The 21,648-nt window shown below is 34.5% G+C and carries 20 protein-coding genes; 17 read left to right on the forward strand and 3 right to left on the reverse strand.

The features are described from left to right. Positions 1-13: 13 nt before the first annotated feature. The gene (locus tag AAC069_RS06400; RefSeq protein ID WP_339919650.1) at positions 14-439 is read right to left on the reverse strand and encodes a DUF5675 family protein; all 426 of its coding nucleotides are present in this window, start codon (positions 437-439) and stop codon (positions 14-16) included. A gap of 1 nt (position 440) precedes the next feature. Then, on the reverse strand, positions 441-1,196 hold the full coding sequence (locus AAC069_RS06405; RefSeq protein WP_339919651.1) for a hypothetical protein: 756 nt from the start codon (positions 1,194-1,196) through the stop codon (positions 441-443). A 1,730-nt stretch (positions 1,197-2,926) separates the two neighbouring features. Between AAC069_RS06405 and AAC069_RS06410 the strand changes: the two genes are divergently transcribed. The 5 genes from AAC069_RS06410 to AAC069_RS06430 all read left to right on the forward strand — a co-directional run bounded on the left by AAC069_RS06410 (position 2,927) and on the right by AAC069_RS06430 (position 8,811). Continuing rightward, the gene (locus tag AAC069_RS06410) at positions 2,927-3,433 is read left to right on the forward strand and encodes a hypothetical protein (RefSeq protein WP_339919652.1); all 507 of its coding nucleotides are present in this window, start codon (positions 2,927-2,929) and stop codon (positions 3,431-3,433) included. Between the two features lie 31 nt (positions 3,434-3,464). Continuing rightward, a complete protein-coding gene (locus tag AAC069_RS06415) occupies positions 3,465-3,785 on the forward strand; it encodes an HPF/RaiA family ribosome-associated protein (RefSeq protein ID WP_339919653.1) in 321 nt (106 codons plus the stop codon). A gap of 1,247 nt (positions 3,786-5,032) precedes the next feature. Next, positions 5,033-5,221 (forward strand): hypothetical protein, encoded by a 189-nt coding sequence (locus AAC069_RS06420; RefSeq protein ID WP_339919654.1) that lies wholly within the window; start codon positions 5,033-5,035, stop codon positions 5,219-5,221. A gap of 314 nt (positions 5,222-5,535) precedes the next feature. Beyond that, a complete protein-coding gene (locus AAC069_RS06425) occupies positions 5,536-6,216 on the forward strand; it encodes a hypothetical protein (RefSeq protein ID WP_339919655.1) in 681 nt (226 codons plus the stop codon). Between the two features lie 339 nt (positions 6,217-6,555). Beyond that, a complete protein-coding gene (locus AAC069_RS06430; protein WP_339919656.1) occupies positions 6,556-8,811 on the forward strand; it encodes an FUSC family membrane protein in 2,256 nt (751 codons plus the stop codon). A gap of 352 nt (positions 8,812-9,163) precedes the next feature. On the opposite strand, the gene AAC069_RS06435 is transcribed toward AAC069_RS06430, so the two are convergent. Further along, the gene (locus AAC069_RS06435; protein WP_339919657.1) at positions 9,164-9,811 is read right to left on the reverse strand and encodes a hemolysin III family protein; all 648 of its coding nucleotides are present in this window, start codon (positions 9,809-9,811) and stop codon (positions 9,164-9,166) included. 621 nt (positions 9,812-10,432) lie between these two features. Between AAC069_RS06435 and AAC069_RS06440 the strand changes: the two genes are divergently transcribed. The 12 genes from AAC069_RS06440 (at position 10,433) to AAC069_RS06495 (ending at position 21,596) form a co-directional block, all read left to right on the forward strand. Next, positions 10,433-11,815 carry an NAD-dependent succinate-semialdehyde dehydrogenase gene (locus tag AAC069_RS06440; RefSeq protein ID WP_339919658.1) on the forward strand — a complete coding sequence of 461 codons (1,383 nt, stop codon included), beginning with the start codon at positions 10,433-10,435 and terminating at the stop codon, positions 11,813-11,815. A 379-nt stretch (positions 11,816-12,194) separates the two neighbouring features. After that, positions 12,195-13,346, forward strand: a complete 1,152-nt coding sequence (locus AAC069_RS06445; protein WP_339919659.1) for a hypothetical protein — start codon at positions 12,195-12,197, stop codon at positions 13,344-13,346. A 46-nt stretch (positions 13,347-13,392) separates the two neighbouring features. Then, positions 13,393-13,641, forward strand: a complete 249-nt coding sequence (locus tag AAC069_RS06450) for an HPF/RaiA family ribosome-associated protein (protein ID WP_339919660.1) — start codon at positions 13,393-13,395, stop codon at positions 13,639-13,641. A gap of 215 nt (positions 13,642-13,856) precedes the next feature. Beyond that, the gene (locus AAC069_RS06455) at positions 13,857-14,024 is read left to right on the forward strand and encodes a hypothetical protein (RefSeq protein ID WP_339919661.1); all 168 of its coding nucleotides are present in this window, start codon (positions 13,857-13,859) and stop codon (positions 14,022-14,024) included. 181 nt (positions 14,025-14,205) lie between these two features. After that, complete coding sequence (locus AAC069_RS06460) at positions 14,206-14,757, forward strand: ferritin (protein WP_339919662.1); 552 nt, start codon at positions 14,206-14,208, stop codon at positions 14,755-14,757. Positions 14,758-14,880: 123 nt separating this feature from the next. Then, positions 14,881-15,633, forward strand: a complete 753-nt coding sequence (locus AAC069_RS06465) for a PRC-barrel domain-containing protein (protein WP_339919663.1) — start codon at positions 14,881-14,883, stop codon at positions 15,631-15,633. A 10-nt stretch (positions 15,634-15,643) separates the two neighbouring features. Further along, positions 15,644-15,865 carry a hypothetical protein gene (locus AAC069_RS06470; RefSeq protein ID WP_339919664.1) on the forward strand — a complete coding sequence of 74 codons (222 nt, stop codon included), beginning with the start codon at positions 15,644-15,646 and terminating at the stop codon, positions 15,863-15,865. Positions 15,866-15,896: 31 nt separating this feature from the next. After that, entirely contained in the window at positions 15,897-16,565 is a 669-nt protein-coding gene (locus tag AAC069_RS06475; protein WP_339919665.1) for an FAD-binding oxidoreductase, read from the forward strand. A gap of 536 nt (positions 16,566-17,101) precedes the next feature. Beyond that, positions 17,102-18,085 carry an NADP-dependent oxidoreductase gene (locus AAC069_RS06480; protein WP_339919666.1) on the forward strand — a complete coding sequence of 328 codons (984 nt, stop codon included), beginning with the start codon at positions 17,102-17,104 and terminating at the stop codon, positions 18,083-18,085. A 278-nt stretch (positions 18,086-18,363) separates the two neighbouring features. Next, on the forward strand, positions 18,364-18,663 hold the full coding sequence (locus AAC069_RS06485) for a 4a-hydroxytetrahydrobiopterin dehydratase (protein ID WP_339919667.1): 300 nt from the start codon (positions 18,364-18,366) through the stop codon (positions 18,661-18,663). Between the two features lie 422 nt (positions 18,664-19,085). Continuing rightward, positions 19,086-19,613, forward strand: coding sequence for a DUF4833 domain-containing protein (locus AAC069_RS06490; RefSeq protein WP_339919668.1), 528 nt, complete (start codon positions 19,086-19,088; stop codon positions 19,611-19,613). A 483-nt stretch (positions 19,614-20,096) separates the two neighbouring features. Beyond that, entirely contained in the window at positions 20,097-21,596 is a 1,500-nt protein-coding gene (locus AAC069_RS06495) for a trypsin-like peptidase domain-containing protein (RefSeq protein WP_339919669.1), read from the forward strand. Positions 21,597-21,648 lie beyond the last annotated feature (52 nt).

A 21,648-nucleotide genomic window follows, 5' to 3' on the forward strand; every position in this document is an offset into this window, starting at 1 on the left:
TATCTCTTTTATTTCAGCCTTGTCTCCTGAGCGGAGTCGAAGGATTAGATTGGATCTTTATTTTCACTACTTCATTGTGTCCCATAGCAGCATAAACCAATGTCGTAAGCTTTTGTAATGCTATTCGGGAGGCACTGCCCTTCCCTTTTCCAGTATGTTTGGTTACGGGAGCGATACAGCCCAACAGTTCTTTTTTGGCGTCATTGGCAGGATGGATTAATATAAAATCTCGTCCTGGAACATTTTTTAAATGAATATGCCATTTGAATTTTGGGCTAAACCGCTTCTGTAAAACGTATTCTCCTTCGGGAATACAAGAAATGCGCCTTTGGTTTTGCAACCAGGGCAACTCGATGGCATAACAAACTAAAGTGCCGTTCCATTCTAAAGCTCCTTGTGTTCCCTCGGGAAAATAGGTTCTATTTAATACCAAAACCATCTTACAGACCGCTTACTTTTACCAATGCCAATGGATTGTAAGCCCCATTTTTCAATGGATACATTCTACCATTTACTTCCTGATAAAACTCCACTCCCAAAGCCAAAAATAAAGGGCTTACACTGTTTGGTGTCACCATATTCAACTGATTGATTGCAACTACTGGAGTAGAATCCCATGACTGGATGGCCGTTTCAGAACTGGAAACAACAAAAGTTTCCTCCTCAAAATTAATTTCGGCTCCCGCAGAAATGATTTTATAATGAGTAGTCCCACCTGGAGCAGCAATCATATTTGCAGGAACAAAATGATCCACGGCCACCGAAATTTCACCTGCAGCTCGATCAATAGTTCCTACAAAAGGAACAAACAAAGTCGTCCCTAATTTCCCCGTGATGTTGAAATCAAAACCCACAAGCAATTCCGCTTCTCCATCAATTACATTACGCAACCCTCTGTCGTTCACTAAATCCGCTTGAATCACTTTGACCATAGACTGGGTTAATCGGCTCACCATTCTACTATCAGCAGAATTAATAAGCAAAGTTCTCAAAGCTGTTCTTAGCGTTTTACCGGCTTTACCAGCTCTCCCAAACTCAGCTCCATTTTCACGGGTTCGCTGGAACGCAGGATCAGTTGCAATTCTTTTCGCATCGATGCCTCCTTTTTCACGTGCCAAATGCCCGTCTTTGGTTTTGTAAAAAGTAATATCCCCGATAGTACCTTTCAATTTAATTATGCCGTTCTGTCTTGCCATAATTCCTAAAATTTTAAATTAATAAATGTTTCAAATTCTCACAATCATCTTCCTGTTGCAACACTTTTCGATTGATTATGAAACAAATTTTAGTCAATTAAATCACATAAAAAAGACTCCCATATCCCATATGTCACTTTGTGACACAAATGGCAGAAAATGACTTAAAAACCTATTTACAACCAACGATACCAGGAATAGATTTCCGCTTCTGAACCAAAGGAATTATTTACTATTTTTATGGCGTGCCAGAACTTGAACCACAGAGGTTCCAGATTAGGCAAAGCCCAATCAAAGTCATAGATAGAGTATGAGAGCCAAAAACAATAGATTATGTATCTACCCTAAGGACATACAACGTATAACTGGTAAGAGTTATCGTCAAAGCATAAGACTACTTCAAAAAATGAGGATAAGGTTAAATAAACTAGAAGATGAGCTTGTCTCTATTGAAGAATTTTGCCAATTTACGAGCCTTAAAATTGAACAGGTTGAACCTTTAATAATTGGATAGATTTTATGTTTTAGGCAACTAAATTTTGAACCGATTCGAGTTCAATAATAGTACTCAATTAGTTCAAAGTTTAAACAATGAAAGGACTTTTTTTACTTTGATAAACCTTTAATTATCAATACATTTACAGTGATAAGTTTACATGATTTTTTACCTATAAATCGTAGGAGTAAAATCGAGACCCTTGTTTTAAAATAGTTTGCGAGACATCGTAAACACTAGCATAAAAAGAGGAATACAAATCCCTCTTTCTCCGCGGAATAAAAACCCTAATGACTGTTAAACAGTTATTTAGGGTTTTTTGTTTTTACTTCTACCCCACATTTAGTTCACATAATTATTATAGAACTGCAGAAAGCAATCAATAACACCAATAGACCCATATTAGTTGATATTTGCTACTAAATTAAAAAAGAGACATGGTGAGACGCATTATAGAAATCGTTGCTGTAAGACATCGTGAAATCTTCTTTTAGCATCGTTTCGCTGCAGCACTAATAATTTTACATAGAATTAATTATCATCTAAGAAAATCGAGTATCATTTTCATTTGACTACTTAAAAAGCAAATTTTAAGGCGAAAAACCACTAGTGCCAACTTAAACTTGTTGTAAAACTACCTACTAGCTCTTGAAAAAGGTTTAGTTTAAGAGCTTTCCTAGCTGAGAATATAACAGCACCGTAGTAAGTGCTATCTTTATTAGTGAGTAGATGTGAAGATGTCTATAATAGGTGAAATAAGGCCTTTCAAATCAGTCCTACTCCATTTATAGTATATCATATGATTCCGAATTTATATTTAGGCCGCCTTTATATTGGCGGGCATCAGTTTGTCCAATTGCCATTCTTGTCCCTTCCTTGCAGGCAGATACGCCACGGCCAGGTAAAGTGCAATGCACCGATACAGGATCATATCTTGGCCCCAAGTATGCAAAATAGTAATCATAGCAGTTTGGAATTCTTTCTTTCTACCAAAACTGCTTAAAGAAGCCCAAGCCGACTCAAAAAGGATATCATAAACCGAGAATTATATAATATTAAAAATAATTGTATAACATTCTCTATCCAAAGTTTTGTACCTTTAAAATAATGGTAAAGAACCATAGTCTATAACAAGTAAAGAAATTTATCGACCGCTTGCTTGAAGTAAAGCAGAGCTTTAAAACATTCTAAATTTACGTAGCTTGTATGAGTATAATCATAAAAGAAAATGAAAATGAAAACTAAAATGCAATTAGAACAAAACATCATAAAGATTACTACTACAATTAAACAAGAATATCCAGAATTATCAAAATTTATTATTGAAATGCCCGAGAACAATTCGGAGAGTGAGGAAGTAACCATCAAAAGCCTTGAAGAGTACTATAATTCTTTAGAAGATCTTCTCAATAAATATGCAAAAACGCATAGTGAAACGGAGATCAAAGAAATTCCTAAAACACCTGAATATGCAGACTTACAAATCTATCCGCCTTCTGAAGATATTTATCAGCAATTAAAGGAAGAAAAGGATTTGAATCCAGAAGATATTACAAAAAAGAAAGCGCCAAACGAAAAGGAAGGAACTTGGAACGAAAAGGACTTTAAATCTGTGAAAACGGGTGCTGATTTAGATGTTCCGGGATCAGAGCTAGACGACCAGCAAGAAAATGTGGGAAGCGAAGACGAAGAAAACAATTATTACAGTATCGGCGGAGACAACCATAATGATTTAGACTAATACAAAGAATAACATATAAAATAAAACAATTATGAAAATTCAATTCAACACAGACAAAACAATCTCTGGTGACGAAAATCAAGAAGACTATTTTACGTCCTTGATCGCCGAAAAGCTAAACCGATTCCAATCGCATATTACCCGAATAGAAGTGCATTTATCAGACGAAAATGGAAAAAAAGAAGGACCTAATGATATACAATGTATACTGGAAGCTAGAATAGAAGGCAGAGATCCAATAGCGGTTAGCTGTGACGCCGATACTGCCAAAAATGCTGTGTCAGGTGCCATAGATAAAGTAAAAACATCCCTAGAGACCATTCTTGGAAGGATACAAAATCATGAAAGATAAAATAAGGTGAACACATATAGGAAATAGAGCACTCGATTGAAAAGAATTAGCAAACTTTCTAGCGAGAGTTTTACTAGGTAAAAACTTTAATTTATATAAAAAGAAAAAATGCACTATGAACATTTAAGACTCATAGTGCTAGGATTAGCATAAATTCTTTGAAATACAATTTAGCAATAGACAATGTTGCTAAACGTATCCTCCTTATTGATCATTATGCACTAGTAATTTTTAGTGCTTGTTTAAGTTTATGCCATCCTACCTAAAATGACAGTAAAGGATTTATCAAAGTGCTGTTTGTAAATCATAAGAGCATCCTCAATATTTTGCTTGAACACATAAAATCGTTTGTGAATCAGTTCCCTCATATAGGTATTCGAGTAATTTCATAAAATTACTTATAAAAAAAACGGAAAAATGGCCTGCACTTTAAATTCGTAGTTAAAAGAATAATAACTGAATGAATCACAACGATTACCACTACTATCCTATGCCTCTTTTATAAGATGCAAAGGATTACTTCTATGGATTCTAATAGTCCTATATAAATTTATTGAAAAAAATAGGTGATAAAAGAAATACCATTAGACATCTAAATAACCCTTTTGTATCCCGTCATCATTCATACAAAAAACTTGCGATTGCAATGCACACACCACGCTAATCCGACAACCGCTAACTGTATTATTCGCCAATCCTGTATAAATTCTAAACAGTTATATATTAAAACGACAAAGTAATTAAATGTTACAGCAAACCCTTAAAATTAAAAATTTCAGCCGAGTCTAATACTGATAAATACGCCACTAACTTTAGGCTTAAGTAGTGACTTCAATTTTAGTAGTGCCATTGGTATAGAAAATTTTGCCAACCGAAGATGAGAACGCTCAACTCGTTTTAATAATGGGACTACAGGAACCGCTAAAATTGGAATTTTAACACCCTAAAAACGCTGTCTTTTATAAACTTTGTGATTCCCACAACCATAACATCCAAAGACAACCATAAACTCAGCCAAAACCTTAATAAAAAAAGATTTTACCTAAGAGAAGTATTTATAACAACAATATTAATGTTATAGGTATCTATTTTGCCATCTTTAATCCCTTTGAAGCAGTGGTTTTTTTTAAGAAAAACCTTAACAAGGCATGAAAGTGTTAAAGTTAATCTATTGACTTTAAGACAGTATTAATAAAGTCCCCGTATTTAAGTTGTAAACTGCAGATTAATAATTAAAACACTTACATATGAGTACAACATATTTGAATACCAAGTCAAGAGGATTAACCACAACAGTAGCTGAATTCTCGAAACAGGATGGTCAGAGCAACAGTGAGTTCCGTCAATTTATCAAGGAACAAGTGGTGGAGCATAGAAAAGAAGGAATGGACGTATTCAAATCACCAAGACCAGGAGATGACCGAAATAACGAATAACTTCCTATCCACAATGGAAAAAGGAGTAAATAAAAAAGAAGTAAAAGGCTATTTAGGAAATCTAAATAGCCTTTTATCAATTTATCTAAAAAAGCAATAAGAACCATAAAGTATGACAATTAAATACCTATGAAACTAAAGCTAACACAGTATATAATTTATTGCTAGTCCTCAGCTACTTGCGAATACTGAAGTGTCGCGACGCTAGAATTTACCATCTGTAATTTATTTACTAAATTAGTTGCTTAAACGCGTAGCAAAAAATATACCTACGGTTGTACTTCATTATTAAAACACGCAAAAATTAATAAATCATGAAACATATTATTACAGCATTTGTTTTTGCAGGAATTTTGATTTCTTGTAATTCATCAGACAAAACAAAAACGGCAACACAGGAATCCTCTGCGATGGAATCTGGAACAAAAAGTACATCAAATGATATCAATAAACAATTAAAGAATATTGATACTGATGAAGCTTTAATTGCAACAGCATTAATGGCTGCTCCCAAAGAAAACAGATCCAAATGTAAAGTTATTGGATATAATATGGCAGGTGAATTTGTGACTCTTAAAGAAGGAGATAATGAATTTATTATTCTTGCAGATAATCCCAATCAGGCTGGATTTAGTGCCGCATGTTATCATAAAGACCTCGAACCCTTTATGGCGAGAGGAAGAGCCTTAAGGGCAGAAGGAAAGACAGAACAAGAAGTCTTTGCTATCCGTGAAGCAGAGATGAAATCAGGTAAACTTAAAATAACTCCTGGTTTGACTTTACAAATCTACTACGGGGCAAAGACAGTGTATGACGCTGCAGCCTCAAAAGTTGAAGGTGCGCGACTTCGCTATGTGGTATATATGCCTTGGGCTACATCAAAATCTACTGGTTTACCAGAAGTCCCAATGGCTTCAAATCATCCTTGGATTATGAATTCCGGAACACATAAAGCGCACATTATGATTTCACCTTTACCAGAAGATCAAGAGTAGCCTTGATGAGGAATTATAAGTAGTATTAAAGAAAAACAAGCCCCATTATGTTAGCAAAAATATAAAGATTCCTATTTAGCTTTTTTTTATTGTTTGATGGATGATAGGTTTAATTAAAGTGCTTAAAGATAATTACAACGAGCCAAGCGAACTCCGTCAAAAGAGAGGACCGAGCCCAGCTGGAAATTGGCAATAATGTGGGAAATCAGTCTACTTCCAAAAGGCTTTATACAACTATTTCACATTATGCGATTCTTTTAAATGTACCAACTAAAATGAGCTAACGAGACAATACTTGAGCTCAATTATTCTACCTTTAGAATTAAATTATAAACCCGCTTGAAAGAAAAACTCAAACAATTAGAATTATTTTTAAAGAGCTCCAGCTTTGACCGAGGAATTCGTATTGGATTTGGGATTGCTGTACCCCTTGCAGTGCTTTATCTTTTAGGGTATTTTGAATATGCTCCAGCTGTTGTTATCGGTGCTTTTTTAAATGCGCCAGGCGACATTCCGGGAAGTATCAAACGTAAGGTTAATGCCATTTTAGTCAGTATTGGATTAACAATGGTTATTACAGCTATAATCCTATTTTCAAAACCTTTCCTACCCCTTTTATTGGTGGCACTTGCAATTATTACGTTTGCTGTGTCGCTGCTTTCTGTATATGGTTTTAGAGCGTCTTTAGTGTCCTTTTCTGGCTTGTTGGCAATGGTAATAGCAACTGCCATTCAAAAAGAAACAGCGTATGATATTTTAGTTCAAGTTGCCTTAATGGGAGTTGGAGGTCTTTGGTATTTAGTCGTATCCTATATTTTTCAAAAACTTGCGCCTATAAAAGATCAGAATCAGCTATTGTCAGATACACTTCTCCTTATTGGTGAATACCTAAAAATACGAGCCAAATTATTAACAAAGAAAACAAAGCGCGACGAACACCTTAAACAAAGCTTCGTCCTGCAACATCAAATCAACGAAAAGCAGGAAACACTCCGAGAAACACTGCTTACCGCACGTAAACGTTCCGGACGTTCGCATTATGAAGAAAAGCAACTATTAATCTTACTCTCTTCTATTAATATCTTCGAATTGATAGAAGCGAAACATTTGGATTATAAAATGATCGACGCCATTTTTGGCGAGCATAAAGAATTTCTAAAAGCTTCGAAAAACCTGAGTAAAATCATGGGCAACCACCTCATCCGTTTGTCTGAATTATTGATTCAAAATGATAAAATACCAAATAAAGATATTTTATTAAGTGCATTAGCAGAAGCCAACGAATCTATCAAGAATTACGTCGATACCGTCAAATTACCTGAAGCGCGTGAAGGTGCTTTAGTATTGAAAAATCTATACGATTACCAAGAGCAACTGCTACAAGAAATCAGAGTTATCAGACGTGTAATGGCCAATGTCAAAGAGGCTTCCAAAGTATCCTTAAAAAGACAAGATTCGAGTCAATTTTTAACGCTCCAGGAATACAGACTGAATGTCCTTGTTCAAAATTTCAGTTTGGATTCCACCATGTTTAGACATTCATTGCGCCTTGCCATTGCGATAGTATTTGCCTATCTATTAGGCTTTCTTTTTGACATCCAAAACACCTATTGGATTTTGCTGACCGTCATTGTTATTATGCGACCTAGCTATGGTCTAACCAAAGAGCGGTCGAAAGATCGTATCATCGGCACACTCATTGGTGCGGCTATTGCTGTTGGTATTGTGCTGCTTACTCAAAATGTAGTAGTTTATGCGGTATTGGCATTTGTTTCATTGGTATTCGCATTTGCATTGATTCAGCAGAATTATAAGTTTGCCGCCGCATTGATCACCATTAGTATCATCTTTGTGTATTCCTTAATCAATCCTGATGCCTTTGAAGTGATTCAATACCGCGTCATCGACACTATCATTGGAGCCACTATCGCTGTCGTTGCCAATTATATACTTTTGCCAAGTTGGGAAGCCAATAATCTAAAACAGGTACTTCTGAACGCTTTAAAAATGAACAAAGAATATCTTTTAGCAACACAAGAGTTGTATCAACATCCTTCTAAACACAAACTCTCCTATAGTTTGGCAAGGAAAGAAGCCTTTCTTGCTATCAGTAATTTAAATGCTGCCTTCCAGCGATTGACCCAAGACCCAAAATCGAAACAGAAAGAATTTGAACTGATTTATGAAATTGTGACGCTTAACCAGACAATGGTTTCTGCCATCGCATCCATCGGTAATTTTATCAGTAATCATCAAACCACTCCTGCTTCTATAGAATTTAATGTACTCATAAAAAAAATCTCCAATACCCTACAGATATCATTCGATAGTTTGGACGATACTCAAGTAAAGAAAAAAGTCGCTAAAGAAACTGCTGAAGATGCAGAGGAAAAGTTGTTGGGTAAATACCAGCAATTATCAAATTTGCGAGATAAAAATATCAGATTAGGCCACACCGAATTAGATACCGAAACCCTTCATGGTCTCCAGGAAGCTTATTTGCTTGCCAATCACATGAGCTGGTTAAAATCCCTTTCAGAAAACCTGCAAAAGGCAACGGAACGTTATCGTTCGGCTATTGTAGAGGACCAGTAGCAATTTTATTGGGTTTTAGTCAATAACTCCCACCGTGATTTTCAGTACTACTACAGCACTTACTCAAAAACTGAATTTAGTACTTATCAATATCTTATTTTTTGTTGTCTTCAATATATTCAGCGTTCCTCCTATTTGAAAAATTGAAATACATAAAGATCAAAAAAAAACGTATTAATTATTAAGTAGTTATTACTTAAACGGAGACTTTCTATTATTTGGTTTATCCTATTCCGGGAGTTCGAACTTCCTTTTAATCGAATATCAATTGTTTTTTCTTTACAGTTAACCTCTTCATTGCCTCCATTAAGGTTCCTCTTTTGCTTTCTGACAAACCCAATTCATTTTTTAATCAATTGGACGCTACTGCCAATAAAATAGCTACGTAATGACAAACAGCAGCTGCGAGCACAAAGAAATGCCAGACAGCATGGTTGTAACGATATTTCTTCCATAAGTAAAAAACAACACCCATAAGGTAAAGTGCGGCTCCAATTAGAATCATTGTGAGGATATTGGAGGGAATACTTTCAAAGAAAGTACGTCCACCAACAACCATAATCAAACCCATTCCTATGTAAATTATCGTAGAAAAAATCTCCCATTTTCCTATAAAAAAAATCTTATAAATGATTCCCAATGCTGTAAGACCCCACAAAACCGATAGCAACGTTATACCAAAAGAATTAGGCATATACATAAGTAAAAACGGAGTGTAAGTACCCGCTATCAAGAAATAAATACTGATGTGATCAAGAATTTCAAGTGTGCGTTTTGCCTGAGCATGCTGGATTCCGTGGTAAAGTGTAGAAAAAGTAAAAAGTTGTAAAAAACAAAAGCCATATATAGCGGCACCAATAATACCAGAAGTGTTATCACTTTTAATGGCAAATGCTATTAGGATAGGAATACTTACAATACCAAAAATAATTCCAAAACCATGTACGATACTGTTTACGAGTTCTTGCTTAATTTGTATATCTGAATTCTTAGTTTGCATAAAATTGATTTGATAAGGGGTATTGTTCTATCCCTTTTTTGTAAAATTACTCAAATCTATTCCTAACTAAGTTCTATTGGCTATATAATTTACCATTTTATTACTATCCATTTTACATCCAAAAGGTCCTCATCTTGCAACAGCTTCTAAGAAAATCTTGTATATAGTAGGTCTGTAGACCTGTTTTTTTTAGACAAGGAATAGCAAGAAAGTTAATGGAATACAATTTGACTCTATTTGCTACTATTTTTTTATTATTGAAACTGGATTAGAAAATAAACTTGTAAATACCAAACTTTCGCATCAAGTGAAGAGAATCTCCACTCACAAACAGATTGCTAGAAATATAAAAAGCATAAACCATTTTCACAAATAACCCTAGGTCGTAATAATTATTTCCACCCCCAATTTTCTCTTTGTGGGAATTATGTAACTATTCATCCTCATTGTGTTACAGCATTACCAGGTTAATGTTGTACCTTCACTAAAATCGCATGAAAGTCATACATGAAAATTGTAGCGTATCCATTTAGAGCAATCAAATTGATGTATTCTTTTGGAAATGATTTCAAAACGGTTGTGGAGTATTTCCGCAGACTATGTAATTAAATACGAGTCAATATGTCCATACAAACAGTTAATCCAAACACAAACAAGACAGTGAAGTCATTCGAAGAAATGACAGAGAAAACAGTTGATGCTAAAGTGGCGAAAGCCCATCTAGCTTATGCCAACTGGAAAGAAACGAGCTACCAGCAACGGGCTGATTTGCTACATAAGGTCGCTAAACTCATGCGAAGCAAGAAACCGGAGCTTGCCAAAACTATCACCTTAGAAATGGGTAAACTCCTGTCCGAAGCAGAAGGAGAAATAGACTTGAGTGCTGATATATTAGATTACTATGCCGATAACGCAGAAGGTTTTCTTGCAGATAAAGTGCTTGACCCTGAATATGGAGAAGCAATAATTCGAAATAGCCCAATTGGTGTATTGCTAGGTGTGATGCCTTGGAATTTCCCTTATTATCAAGTAGCTCGCTTTGCAGCTCCCAACATTATGGTGGGAAATACTATACTGCTTAAGCATGCCTCCATAGTTCCTCAATGTGCTGCAGCTATTGAAAAACTATTCGAAGAAGCAAAAGCTCCTGAAGGATTGTATACCAATTTATTTATTTCTGGCAAAAATGCATCAGCATTGGTTTCTGATAAAAGAATAAAAGGGGTTTCCTTAACAGGTAGTGAAGAAGCTGGTGCAAGTATTGCCATGGAAGCCGGAAAACATTTGAAAAAGGTGGTACTGGAGTTAGGTGGTAATGATGTGTTCATAATACTGGAAGATGCCGACATGGAAAAAACAGTTGAGTGGGCTGTTGTAGGCAGGATGAATAACAACGGTCAATGTTGTGTAGCCTCCAAACGGTTCATTGCAGTGGAAGCAATAGCCGACGAATTTATTCAAAAGTTTAAGGATAAGTTATCAAAAATGAAAGTGGGTGATCCAATGGATCCCGCTACCAACTTAGGCCCTTTAAGTAGTGAAGCAGCAGCAGTTCATTTAGCCGATCAGGTAAAACGTGCCATTGATGAAGGTGCAAAAGTCTTACTGGGTGGTAAACGTGCAGATCGTGAAGGTGCCTTTATGGAACCCACCATACTTACCGATTTGAAGCCTGGTATTGCTGCTTATCATGAGGAATTATTTGGACCCGTAGCCTCCTTCTATGTGGTGAAAGACGAACAAGCTGCCATTGATTTGGCCAATGATTCCGATTATGGCCTTGGAGGTTCTGTGTTTACACAGGACATTGAACGCGGAAGAAGAATTGCCAATCAAATTGATACTGGAATGGTCTTCATCAATCACCCCACTTGGACACAAGCAGATCTTCCTTTTGGCGGAACAAAGAATTCAGGCTTCGGTCGGGAACTATCAGAATTAGGAATTCAGGAGTTTGTAAATAAAAAACTGATTCGTGTAAGTGGATTAAATGATCCATTTTAAAAAAAGCTAATATAGAGCACATTAAAATCTGTTTTTGATACATTACTAACTTCACAAAATCAGCATATTACCAATTAGAATAATCGTTGTATTTGATAAGGATAATAAAATGCCATTTGTCAGACCCATCTACTACTATCCGTCTGGAACGGTCCCAATATATCAGACTTACTAACAAGTTATAGTCAATAGTCATACGAGAGCAGCATTCAATTTAGTAACCTAATATTAAAAATGCAACTCCATTGCTGCTAAATAGGTTGTAACTATAATTTAGATAGTTTGTATATTTTTCTCTCTATCCTCAAAGAAAATAAATTAACCTCATGAAAATAAAACAATGTAAATAATTATTTAACAACTAATAAATCAAAAATATATGAATTTACTTACTAAAGACATGATGCCAGAATTATTAAGTGTCAATGAAGAAACCTGCATATCACTATATATGCCAACGCACCGTACTCACCCTGATAATCTTGGGGATCCGATACTATTTAAAAACCTTTTAAAAAAGCTAAAACAATCCCTACTCCAAAAACATTCAGAGTCAGAAGTTACAACACTGCTGGAGCCATTTGTAGCGCTTGAAAATAATAAAGAATTTTGGAGACATACGTTAGAGGGATTGGCTGTACTTGGTACAGTTGATACGTTCAAAACCATAAGCTTACCGGTATCAATAGAAGAATTAACCGTTGTTGCTAATAGCTTTCATACAAAACCGCTACGCAGATATTTACAGTCGGTGGAGCGTTACAATGTGTTAGGTTTAAACCTACATGATTATCAAATTTATGAAGGAAATAGGCATTCGCTCACAGAACTGGAGCTTCTCTCAGACATTCCAAAAAATATAAATGAAGCATTGGGTTATGATTTAACCGATAAGCATACCACTGTTGCGTCTTATGGTGGTGTAGGGAATCAAACCAGCGACATGCATCACGGCCAAGGTGGAAAATCAGATGAAGCGGATATCGATACCGAAAAGTTTTTTCGCTTTGTCGCAAAAACGATTAATGATAACTATTCCAGTACTTCCGGTTTGCCACTTATACTGGCTGCATTACCAGAGCATCAGCATCTATTTCATAAGGTAAGCAACAATCTTTCATTACTTCCAAACGGAATAAATGTAAATCCAAAGTCTATACAACTCGATGAGTTGGTGAAAGATGCCTGGGGAGTTATGGAGCCCTATTATAATAACATCATTAACAAAATTTGTGATGACTACCACCAAGCAAAATCACAAGGTACAGGAAGTGATAATATAAGTGAAGTAGCTACGGCAGCAGCAGCAGGCAAAGTAGATACCCTATTGATTGAAGCCGAACTCCAAATTCCGGGCATGATAATAAACGACGCAGGTAGTATTGAAAAAGGCGATTTAACTAATCCTGAAGTGGATGATTTACTGGATGACTTGGGCGAACTGGTAACAAAAATGGGCGGGAAAGTGATGATTATTCCACATGAAAAAATGCCTACGAAAACAGGGGTTGCTGGTCTGTTTCGTTATTAAAAATCAAGCAAATAATGATATTTCAAACAACTAAAAAATACTAGAAATGAAAATCTTACTAAATACAGATTATAATATATCAGGAAGTGAAGAAATGAGAGAAACTTTGAAAGCTGTAATAAAAGATGCTTTCAATAGGTTCAGCGAACATATAACTAGATTAAAATTCAGAGGTAAAAGCAGCTATCAATATAGTAAAAACGATAGAAGAAGTGTACTAGAAGCGCGCCTAAAAGGGATGCAACCATTAGCTGTTACAAGCCATAAAGCCCTCTTTAATCGCTACAGGCCATAGAGATACCGCTGAAAACGTTTTGGATGAAGACAAATACAAACTCAGAGACCTTTGCTTATTTGTACAAAGTGACAATTCAGTAAAATAGTTATTTGTCATAGAATCAAGTGACCCCTTTTTGAAAAATAGGTAACAAATTATTAGAAGTTTTTTTCAAAATAAGCTTACAACTTTAAACTAAAAAGTCAAATTATACTAATTAAAAACACGAACCAATGAAACAAGGAGAAGAAGATTTTAAATTTGTAAAAGAAGAGAAGGATAAAACGCGAAACTATATTTTAAAAAAAGATAAATTGACAAAAAAAACCGTCTATATTCTTGCAACTGTAATAGTTGTTTGCTTCATAGCATTCATAATAATTACTATCGATTTATTTTAATAATATGATACTAATTATAATAAATAATACAAAAATCAGAGAATGAGAAACTCAGTACAATAAAGGTTCAAAAAAATCTTAATAAGAAAATGAATAGAAACTAGAAATCGATTAAAAATTGAAGAATATTTCAGTTCTCCTAAGTATTACTTAGAAAAACCAAATTATTAAAAAAATTAATATGAAAACGAATAGACTTTCAGATAAGATTACAACCGCATTAAATGAGCAAATGACTAAAGAAGCACATGCCTCCCAAATATACCTATCATATGGTGCATGGGCAGATAATAATGGATTCAGCGGCATCTCAAATTTTCTTTTCCGTCATGCAGCAGAGGAACGAAACCATATGATGAAAATACTGGAATACATATTAAACAGAGGTGCAAAAGCCATAGTTACTGCTATTCCTGCACCTACAACCGATCCCGTCAGTGTAAATAATTGTTTTGAAAAAGTATTTGAGCATGAAGTGGATAATACAAAATCCATTTATAAAGTGGTAAAAATGGCACTCGATGAAGAAGATTGGGCTACATGGAATTTCTTACAATGGTTCGTGAAAGAACAAATTGAAGAAGAAAACCTTGCAAGCCTTTTACTGGATAAAATTAAAATTGTAGGCGGTGAAAAAGCAAACGGTGATGCACTATACCTATTAGATAAAGATTTAGAAAAAAGATCAGGTGAAATAAGTTTGGCTCAAGATGCTACCACAACTAATCCCTAAGAAACAGGCTATAGGATTAGTTAAAGTCATGGGTTTTTTATTAATAATTTGAATTAATATTCGGACAAAACCTGCTTAATCGTAGTAATGAACCAAATAATTAAAGCAATATAAAATAATAATATGAAACGAAGTATAAACAGTTTATTAGGCTACACCATTAAAGGAACTGATGGTGAAATTGGAAAAGTAGAAGAGTTCTATTTTGATGATCAGACCTCAACAATACGGTATATAGTGGTAAAAACGGGAGGATGGCTTTCCGAAAAAAAAGTTTTGATTTCGCCCGAAGCATTTCAAAAACTGGATTGCGAATCAAAAACACTATCTGTAAATCTTACGCAGGAAAAAATAAAAAACAGTCCCTATATTGAAACAGACAAACCTGTTTCAGAACAACAGGAAGATTTGATTCGTGGATACTACTCTTGGCCCGGCTATTACGGAAACAGAATGTATGGACACATGGGCTTAGGCATGTGGGGGTATCCTTTAGTTGAAGTAAGAGAAACAGAAAAGGAAATGACACAAAGGAAAACGGAAAAGCATTCTAATGACAAACCGCATCTACGAAGTACACAAGAAGTTACTGGGTATGATATTAATGCAACGGACGGCGACATAGGCGAAGTCGAAGATTTTATAATTGATGATGTAAGCTGGAAAATCCATTTTCTTATTGTGGAAACCGGCAACTGGTTTTCGGGAAAAAAAGTGATTATATCCCCACGTTGGATTAAAAATGTGAAATGGCAGGAACAGACAGTTACTATTAATCACTCAAAGGAAGAAGTAAAAAATAGTCCCGAATATGATTCTTCGCAACCGATAAATGATTCCTATGAGCATTCGCTCAATGACTACTACGAAAATTAAAATAATAATTATGGAAATTTTACAAGAAGCAGAAGTATTTGAAAAAGCCAAAATGAGTAATATGTCTAATAGTGACAGAGTGACAGCTTCAAGAGAAGCAAAACGACTTGTATTAGCAATCAACAAAATTTATAAGAAGACAAAAGAAGCAACCTTAATGGATGTAATGAAGCGACTAACCATTAAGAAAAAAAGAATAGATATTCGATTGAAAGGAAGACCTAAATCTTGAGTATACTACTAATCCCTAATAAACAAACGCCATGGAAAATCATATTGTAAAAATAATTTCAGTGGAACCAGTAACGCATGATGTCAAGCGATTTACAATTCAAAAGCCAGAAGGTTTCAAATTCATACCGGGACAGGCAACTGAAGTGTCCATAAATACTCCTGCACTTAAAAATGAAAAGCGACCTTTTACATTTACAAGTTTAAATGATAATAAGCATCTAGAATTTACAATTAAAATTTATGATAGTCACAACGGAGTTACAAAAGAATTAGGGAAATTAAAGCACGGTGACGAACTTATCATCCGTGATGTTTGGGGCGCAATTGAATATAAAGGGGAAGGAGTATTCATTGCTGGTGGTGCAGGTGTTACACCATTCATTGCAATTCTGCGGCAGTTACAAGCGGATAACAAAATAGCTAACAACAAACTAATTTTTACCAATAAAACCGAAAAAGATATAATTTTGAAAAAAGAATTTAATGAAATGCTCGGTAAGAATTTCATCAACACGCTCACCGATGAAAAAAAAGAGGGGTACGAAAATGGTAGGATTGACTATACTTTTCTAAAAGAAAAAATAGACAACTTTAAACAGCACTTCTATGTTTGTGGTCCACCACAATTTGTAACAGCCATTTCAGAAGCACTTACCCAATTAGGAGCGAAAAGTGATACAGTAGTTTTTGAGAAATAATCTGTAAAATTTGTTCAAACTGCTTTAACGATTTGCTTGTTCTTTTCTCGAATTTAACGTTATAAAAAAATTCTTTAAATTTATATTGTGCAGGATACAAACGCATCCGATAGCAATAAATCACGAAAAAAACATAAAAACGACAGTAATTCAAAACATATTTCGTCTCCTACTGGCGCTATTTTTTGTTTTATTTTTTTCTGAAAATATTGGTTAATATCTCGATAGAAAAGATGCTTTTGGTACTTCAGATTCCAATAAGGCACGATTAATCAGGTTTTTCTTTCAACCGGTTCTCATAGCTTGGATCCCTTGTCATCAGACGCCTAGCAATCATAGCCAGATTCCACAAAATAAAAAAAAACATTATTAGATGTAATTGAAAAGATAAAGATTAGATAAACAGTACCGTTTATATTTCGGAAAATGGTGTCAATACCTAGCTAAATAAAGATGCTAAGTTAGCTAATCGATAGTTTTTTAGAAAACTAAAAAGCTAGATAATAAAAGATAATTAACAATAAAATATAATTGATATGAAAGCACTACAAATAGTAAAATATGGTGAAATTAAAGACAGTATATCCATCAATGAGATCGAAAAACCTTCTTTAAAACCAAATGATATTTTAGTTGAAGTTAAAGCAGCTTCGTTAAATCCCATTGATTACAAAATGGTGGAAAGTAAACTGAAAGATATGATTTCTTTAAACTTACCGAGTACAATAGGTTTTGACGTAAGCGGTGTGGTGGTTGAGAAAGGTGCAGATGTAAACAATTTCGAAATAGGAGATGAAGTATATTCCAGAGTGCCACAAGAACAAATGGGTACAGTAGCAGAATTTGTAAGTATCAATAGTGATCTAGTTGCTAAAAAACCCAAAAATAGTTCTTTCGAAGAAGCAGCCGGATTGCCATTAACAGGACTTACAGCAATACAAGCCTTGGAGGGTGTTGGCATTAAAGAGAACGATAGAATTCTTATTCATGCAGGGTCTGGTGGTGTAGGTAGCTTTGCAATTCAGTATGCCAAAGCTAAAGGAGCTATCGTATATACGACTACCAGCAGCAAAAATGTAGACTGGGTCAAAGCTTTGGGTGCTGACCGAGTAATTGATTATAAAACTGAAGATTATAAAGAGGTTGCAAATAATTTGGATATTGTTTTTGACACTTTAGGGAATGACTACACCTTTGATGCTTTTGAAATCATTAAAGAAGGTGGAAAAGTGACTACGATAGTAGGTCCACCTGACGAAGAAACAGCAAAGCAAATGGGAATGAAAGATTATAAGTTGACCGAAAAATTAGCAACACTGATTGAAAAAAAATCTGCTGTTTATAAACTAACCTGGATGCAGCCTGATGCTAAGCAGTTAAATACTATCAGCAGAATGGTTGAAGATGGGGATATTAAGCCTATAGTCGATTTGATTTATGCCTTCGAAGATGGAATCGATGCTTATTTATATCTGGCTACTGGCAGAGCCAAAGGGAAAGTAATTATAAACATGTCTTAAACTATTTAACACGATGGACCAGATTACTGTTTTTTTTTATAAACAAAGAAAATATCACTAACAAAAAAAAAGTAGTAGCCGTTACAAACGGTACCACGAGAAAAATCATTATTAGTTTATTAAAAGAATCTGAAAATTAAAAGCTTACTGCTATGGTTAGAAAACAGCAAAAATAAACTTGTCACTTAGTAGATATGAAAAAAGTCCGCAACACAAAAGATGAATTTGCGACTGAGTACAAGTAATAATAATAGTTTAAAAATAAAAATATAACAAAAATGACAAATTTAAGTAAACAAGAGATTCAGGATAGAATGAAAGAAATTGATGTTTTGTGGGTTGTAGAAGGCAAATTCATTCATAGAGAAATTATTTTTAAGGATTTTGTTGAAGCATTTTCTTTTATGACAGCCGTTGCAATTATAGCTGAAAAGAGTGATCATCATCCAAATTGGAAAAATGTATATAACAAAGTTACTATTGATCTTAACACTCATGATGCTGATGGAATCACAAAAAAGGATTTCCAATTGGCAAAGGGAATTGATCAAATAGTGAAAAACTACGCAAACCTTTAATTTACAATGTCCTGTGAGATGCAATTTTCATAGGCGGGAGCTTGTAGTCAATTAGAATAACAACAATAAATAAAAGATCCTGTCCAAAAACGTATTTAACCAATTACTAGCGATTGTTTAAATCCTATAAATGATGATTTACGACGGGATGATAGATTAAAATGAATTCATATTAGATACTAATAGGTCGACATATATACTAGTACTAGCTTGATAATGGACGCTGTAACTCCCCTACTTGATATGACCTAATAGTAACTTTAAACTAGCATTTTTTAACAGAGTTAAGGTCAAAAAAGATCGCTAAAACTAGAGTCACTAGCAACTGATTTGTAGAATAGTATAAAAAAGTTAATTGGCGTAAAAATGCAGCAACATCTTAAAATAGGCCACTATTTACAAGAAATAAAACAACAATCAATATGAAAATTATTATTTCTTTTTTACTGATGTTTATTTGCCTCTTTTCAGGATATTCACAAAACGACTACCCAGAACCAGCCAAAACACCAACCCGTTTATTTTACATTCAACATAGTGATAACCATAATACTTACGTCTATGATGCAAATATAAAAGCAGGAATTATTGATTCGTCTCAACCTATTAGTGCATACCGAATAGTTTATACTAAAAACGGTATAAAAAGGCCCTTGTCAAGGTTACAAAAAAAATTAGCCTATGGAATGATTTTATTAGATTCAAAACCTAACTTATTCAAATTACGACTTGCTTCTGGAAAAAAAATATTTTTTTATCTCAATTATGATCAAAGTGAAGGAGCTAGAATTTATGTTACCGTAAATAAGCATAAAATGTATCTAGACAAGATGTTCCTACAACTTAAAAATGGAATTTTCGGCATCAATTTAGGTTTCGAATATGTTCTGTTTTATGGCAAAGATTATATTTCCGGCAAACCTGTAATAGAAAAATATGAGCCAAAATAAATTACTTTGAGTACTCTAGTTATTAGTGTACAAATTATAATATAATTCAAAAATTAGAAAAATAATGTCGAAAAACGTGTCAGATTAGTTAGTGAAAATATTAGTAGAAGCAGGTTTGAAACGCATTTACGAAATTGCTGGTAATAGTTTAAACCCTGTAAATGTTTCTATAGTTATGGATCGTAGATCACAATGTATTCACGTAAGGCATTAATAGTCAAGTCCTAAAATGAATATAAATTGCTATTCAACATCCTATTGTGAAAAAAGGTGTCGCTGCTTTAGCACTTCCAAGGTAAGTAGCTAGTACCGGAATAGAAACAGTACAGTCACTTAATAAAAATTGCTATACATAACCAAGAATAATACCCCGTCAAGAACATTTTCTAGAATTGGAAAATAACATCAATACACATGAAAAGGTGGTGTTTTTTTAAAGTCATGGCGTTTTGCATTAATAAGATTAATATTAAAAATTACTTTATGAAAAATAAATTAATAATTATAGTTCTGTTTTCAATCATTCAAATCTTTAGCACCAGTTGTTCAGAGAAGAAAAAATCACCTGATTTTGTTTCTAGTGATGGTATTGTGACAACATATTCAGCTGGCAATACCAAAATGGGGAATAAATCAAACGGAATTGGAGATTTTGTAGCCGCATCAAAAGCAGCAATGCCTGCAGTGGTTCATATTAAAACCCTCTTAGAATCGGCAACAGATAATTCTAATTTTAGACAACCCTATGGCACGCAATCCAGAAGCAATATTCCTGCAATGGCTTCAGGTTCAGGTGTAATACTTTCCCAAGACGGATATATAGCAACAAACAATCATGTTATAGAAAATGCTTCAGAAATTAAAATCATATTACCTGATAAGCGTGAATTTTCGGCTGAATTAATAGGTCGTGACCCGAATACCGATCTAGCGCTTTTAAAAATAAAAGCAGAAGGACTTCCAACCGTAAAATTAGGAAATTCAGATAATGTACAAATTGGTGAATGGGTACTGGCTATTGGTTATCCTTTCTCGCTAAATACAACCGTTACTGCGGGGATTATAAGTGCTAAGGCAAGAAGCATCGGAATAATTAACCGTTCTGGGAGTAAAAATTCTCAAGGTAATCCAGGTACGACTGGGAATACGGCAATTGAATCTTTTATTCAAACTGATGCTGCAATTAATCCCGGAAATAGTGGAGGTGCACTTATAAATACAAATGGAGAACTGATAGGTATTAATAGCGCGATTGCTTCTCAAACGGGTAGCTATGCTGGATATGCATTTGCCATACCTGTAAACTTGGCCAAGAAAATTCTGGATGATCTTAAACAATATGGTTCTGTAAATCGAGGAGTATTGGGAGTTGCATTTCCTTCACCTTCAGTTGAAGAACGCTATTTTAAGCAACAGGGTATTGCCCTTGGAACAGTAAATGGTGTCTATATAACCAATGTAATGAACAAAAGCGCAGCAGCTGAAGCCGGTCTTAAAGAAGGCGATATTATACAAAGTATAGATGGAACACAACTAGCTTCATCTACAGAGTTTTCGGAAAGGATTGCTAGACATCGACCTGAAGATGTAATTAAATTAACCTATTTGCGTAACGGAAAAAGCAAGACTGTTTCTGCAACTTTAAAAAAGGAAGCACCATTAAAGACAATATCTAGTAGTAATGAATCACTTGGTCAAATTTATGATAAGCTTGGTGTCAGTTTTGCTCCCCTTACCGATCAGCAGAAACAATATTTCAATATTAATTCAGGAGTAGTAGTAACAAATGTTCGCAAAGGTGGTTTTTTTGACCATAATGGAATTCCCATCGGAACTATTATTGCCTACATAAATGGTAAACCTATCAATAGTTCTAAAGATATTGATCTAGCCTTTTTGTCTGCTCAAAGAGGAATTATACAAATCTTTGCGATTGCACCTGATGGATCCAAGGTAATATTTAATCTTTCTTTAGGTACTTAATAATTAACAGAAATAAATCATAAATGATAATTGAAATATTCATTATTAAAAA

Origin of the sequence: uncultured Flavobacterium sp. (assembly GCF_963974175.1) — a bacterium.
Classification (GTDB): Bacteria; Bacteroidota; Bacteroidia; order Flavobacteriales; family Flavobacteriaceae; genus Flavobacterium.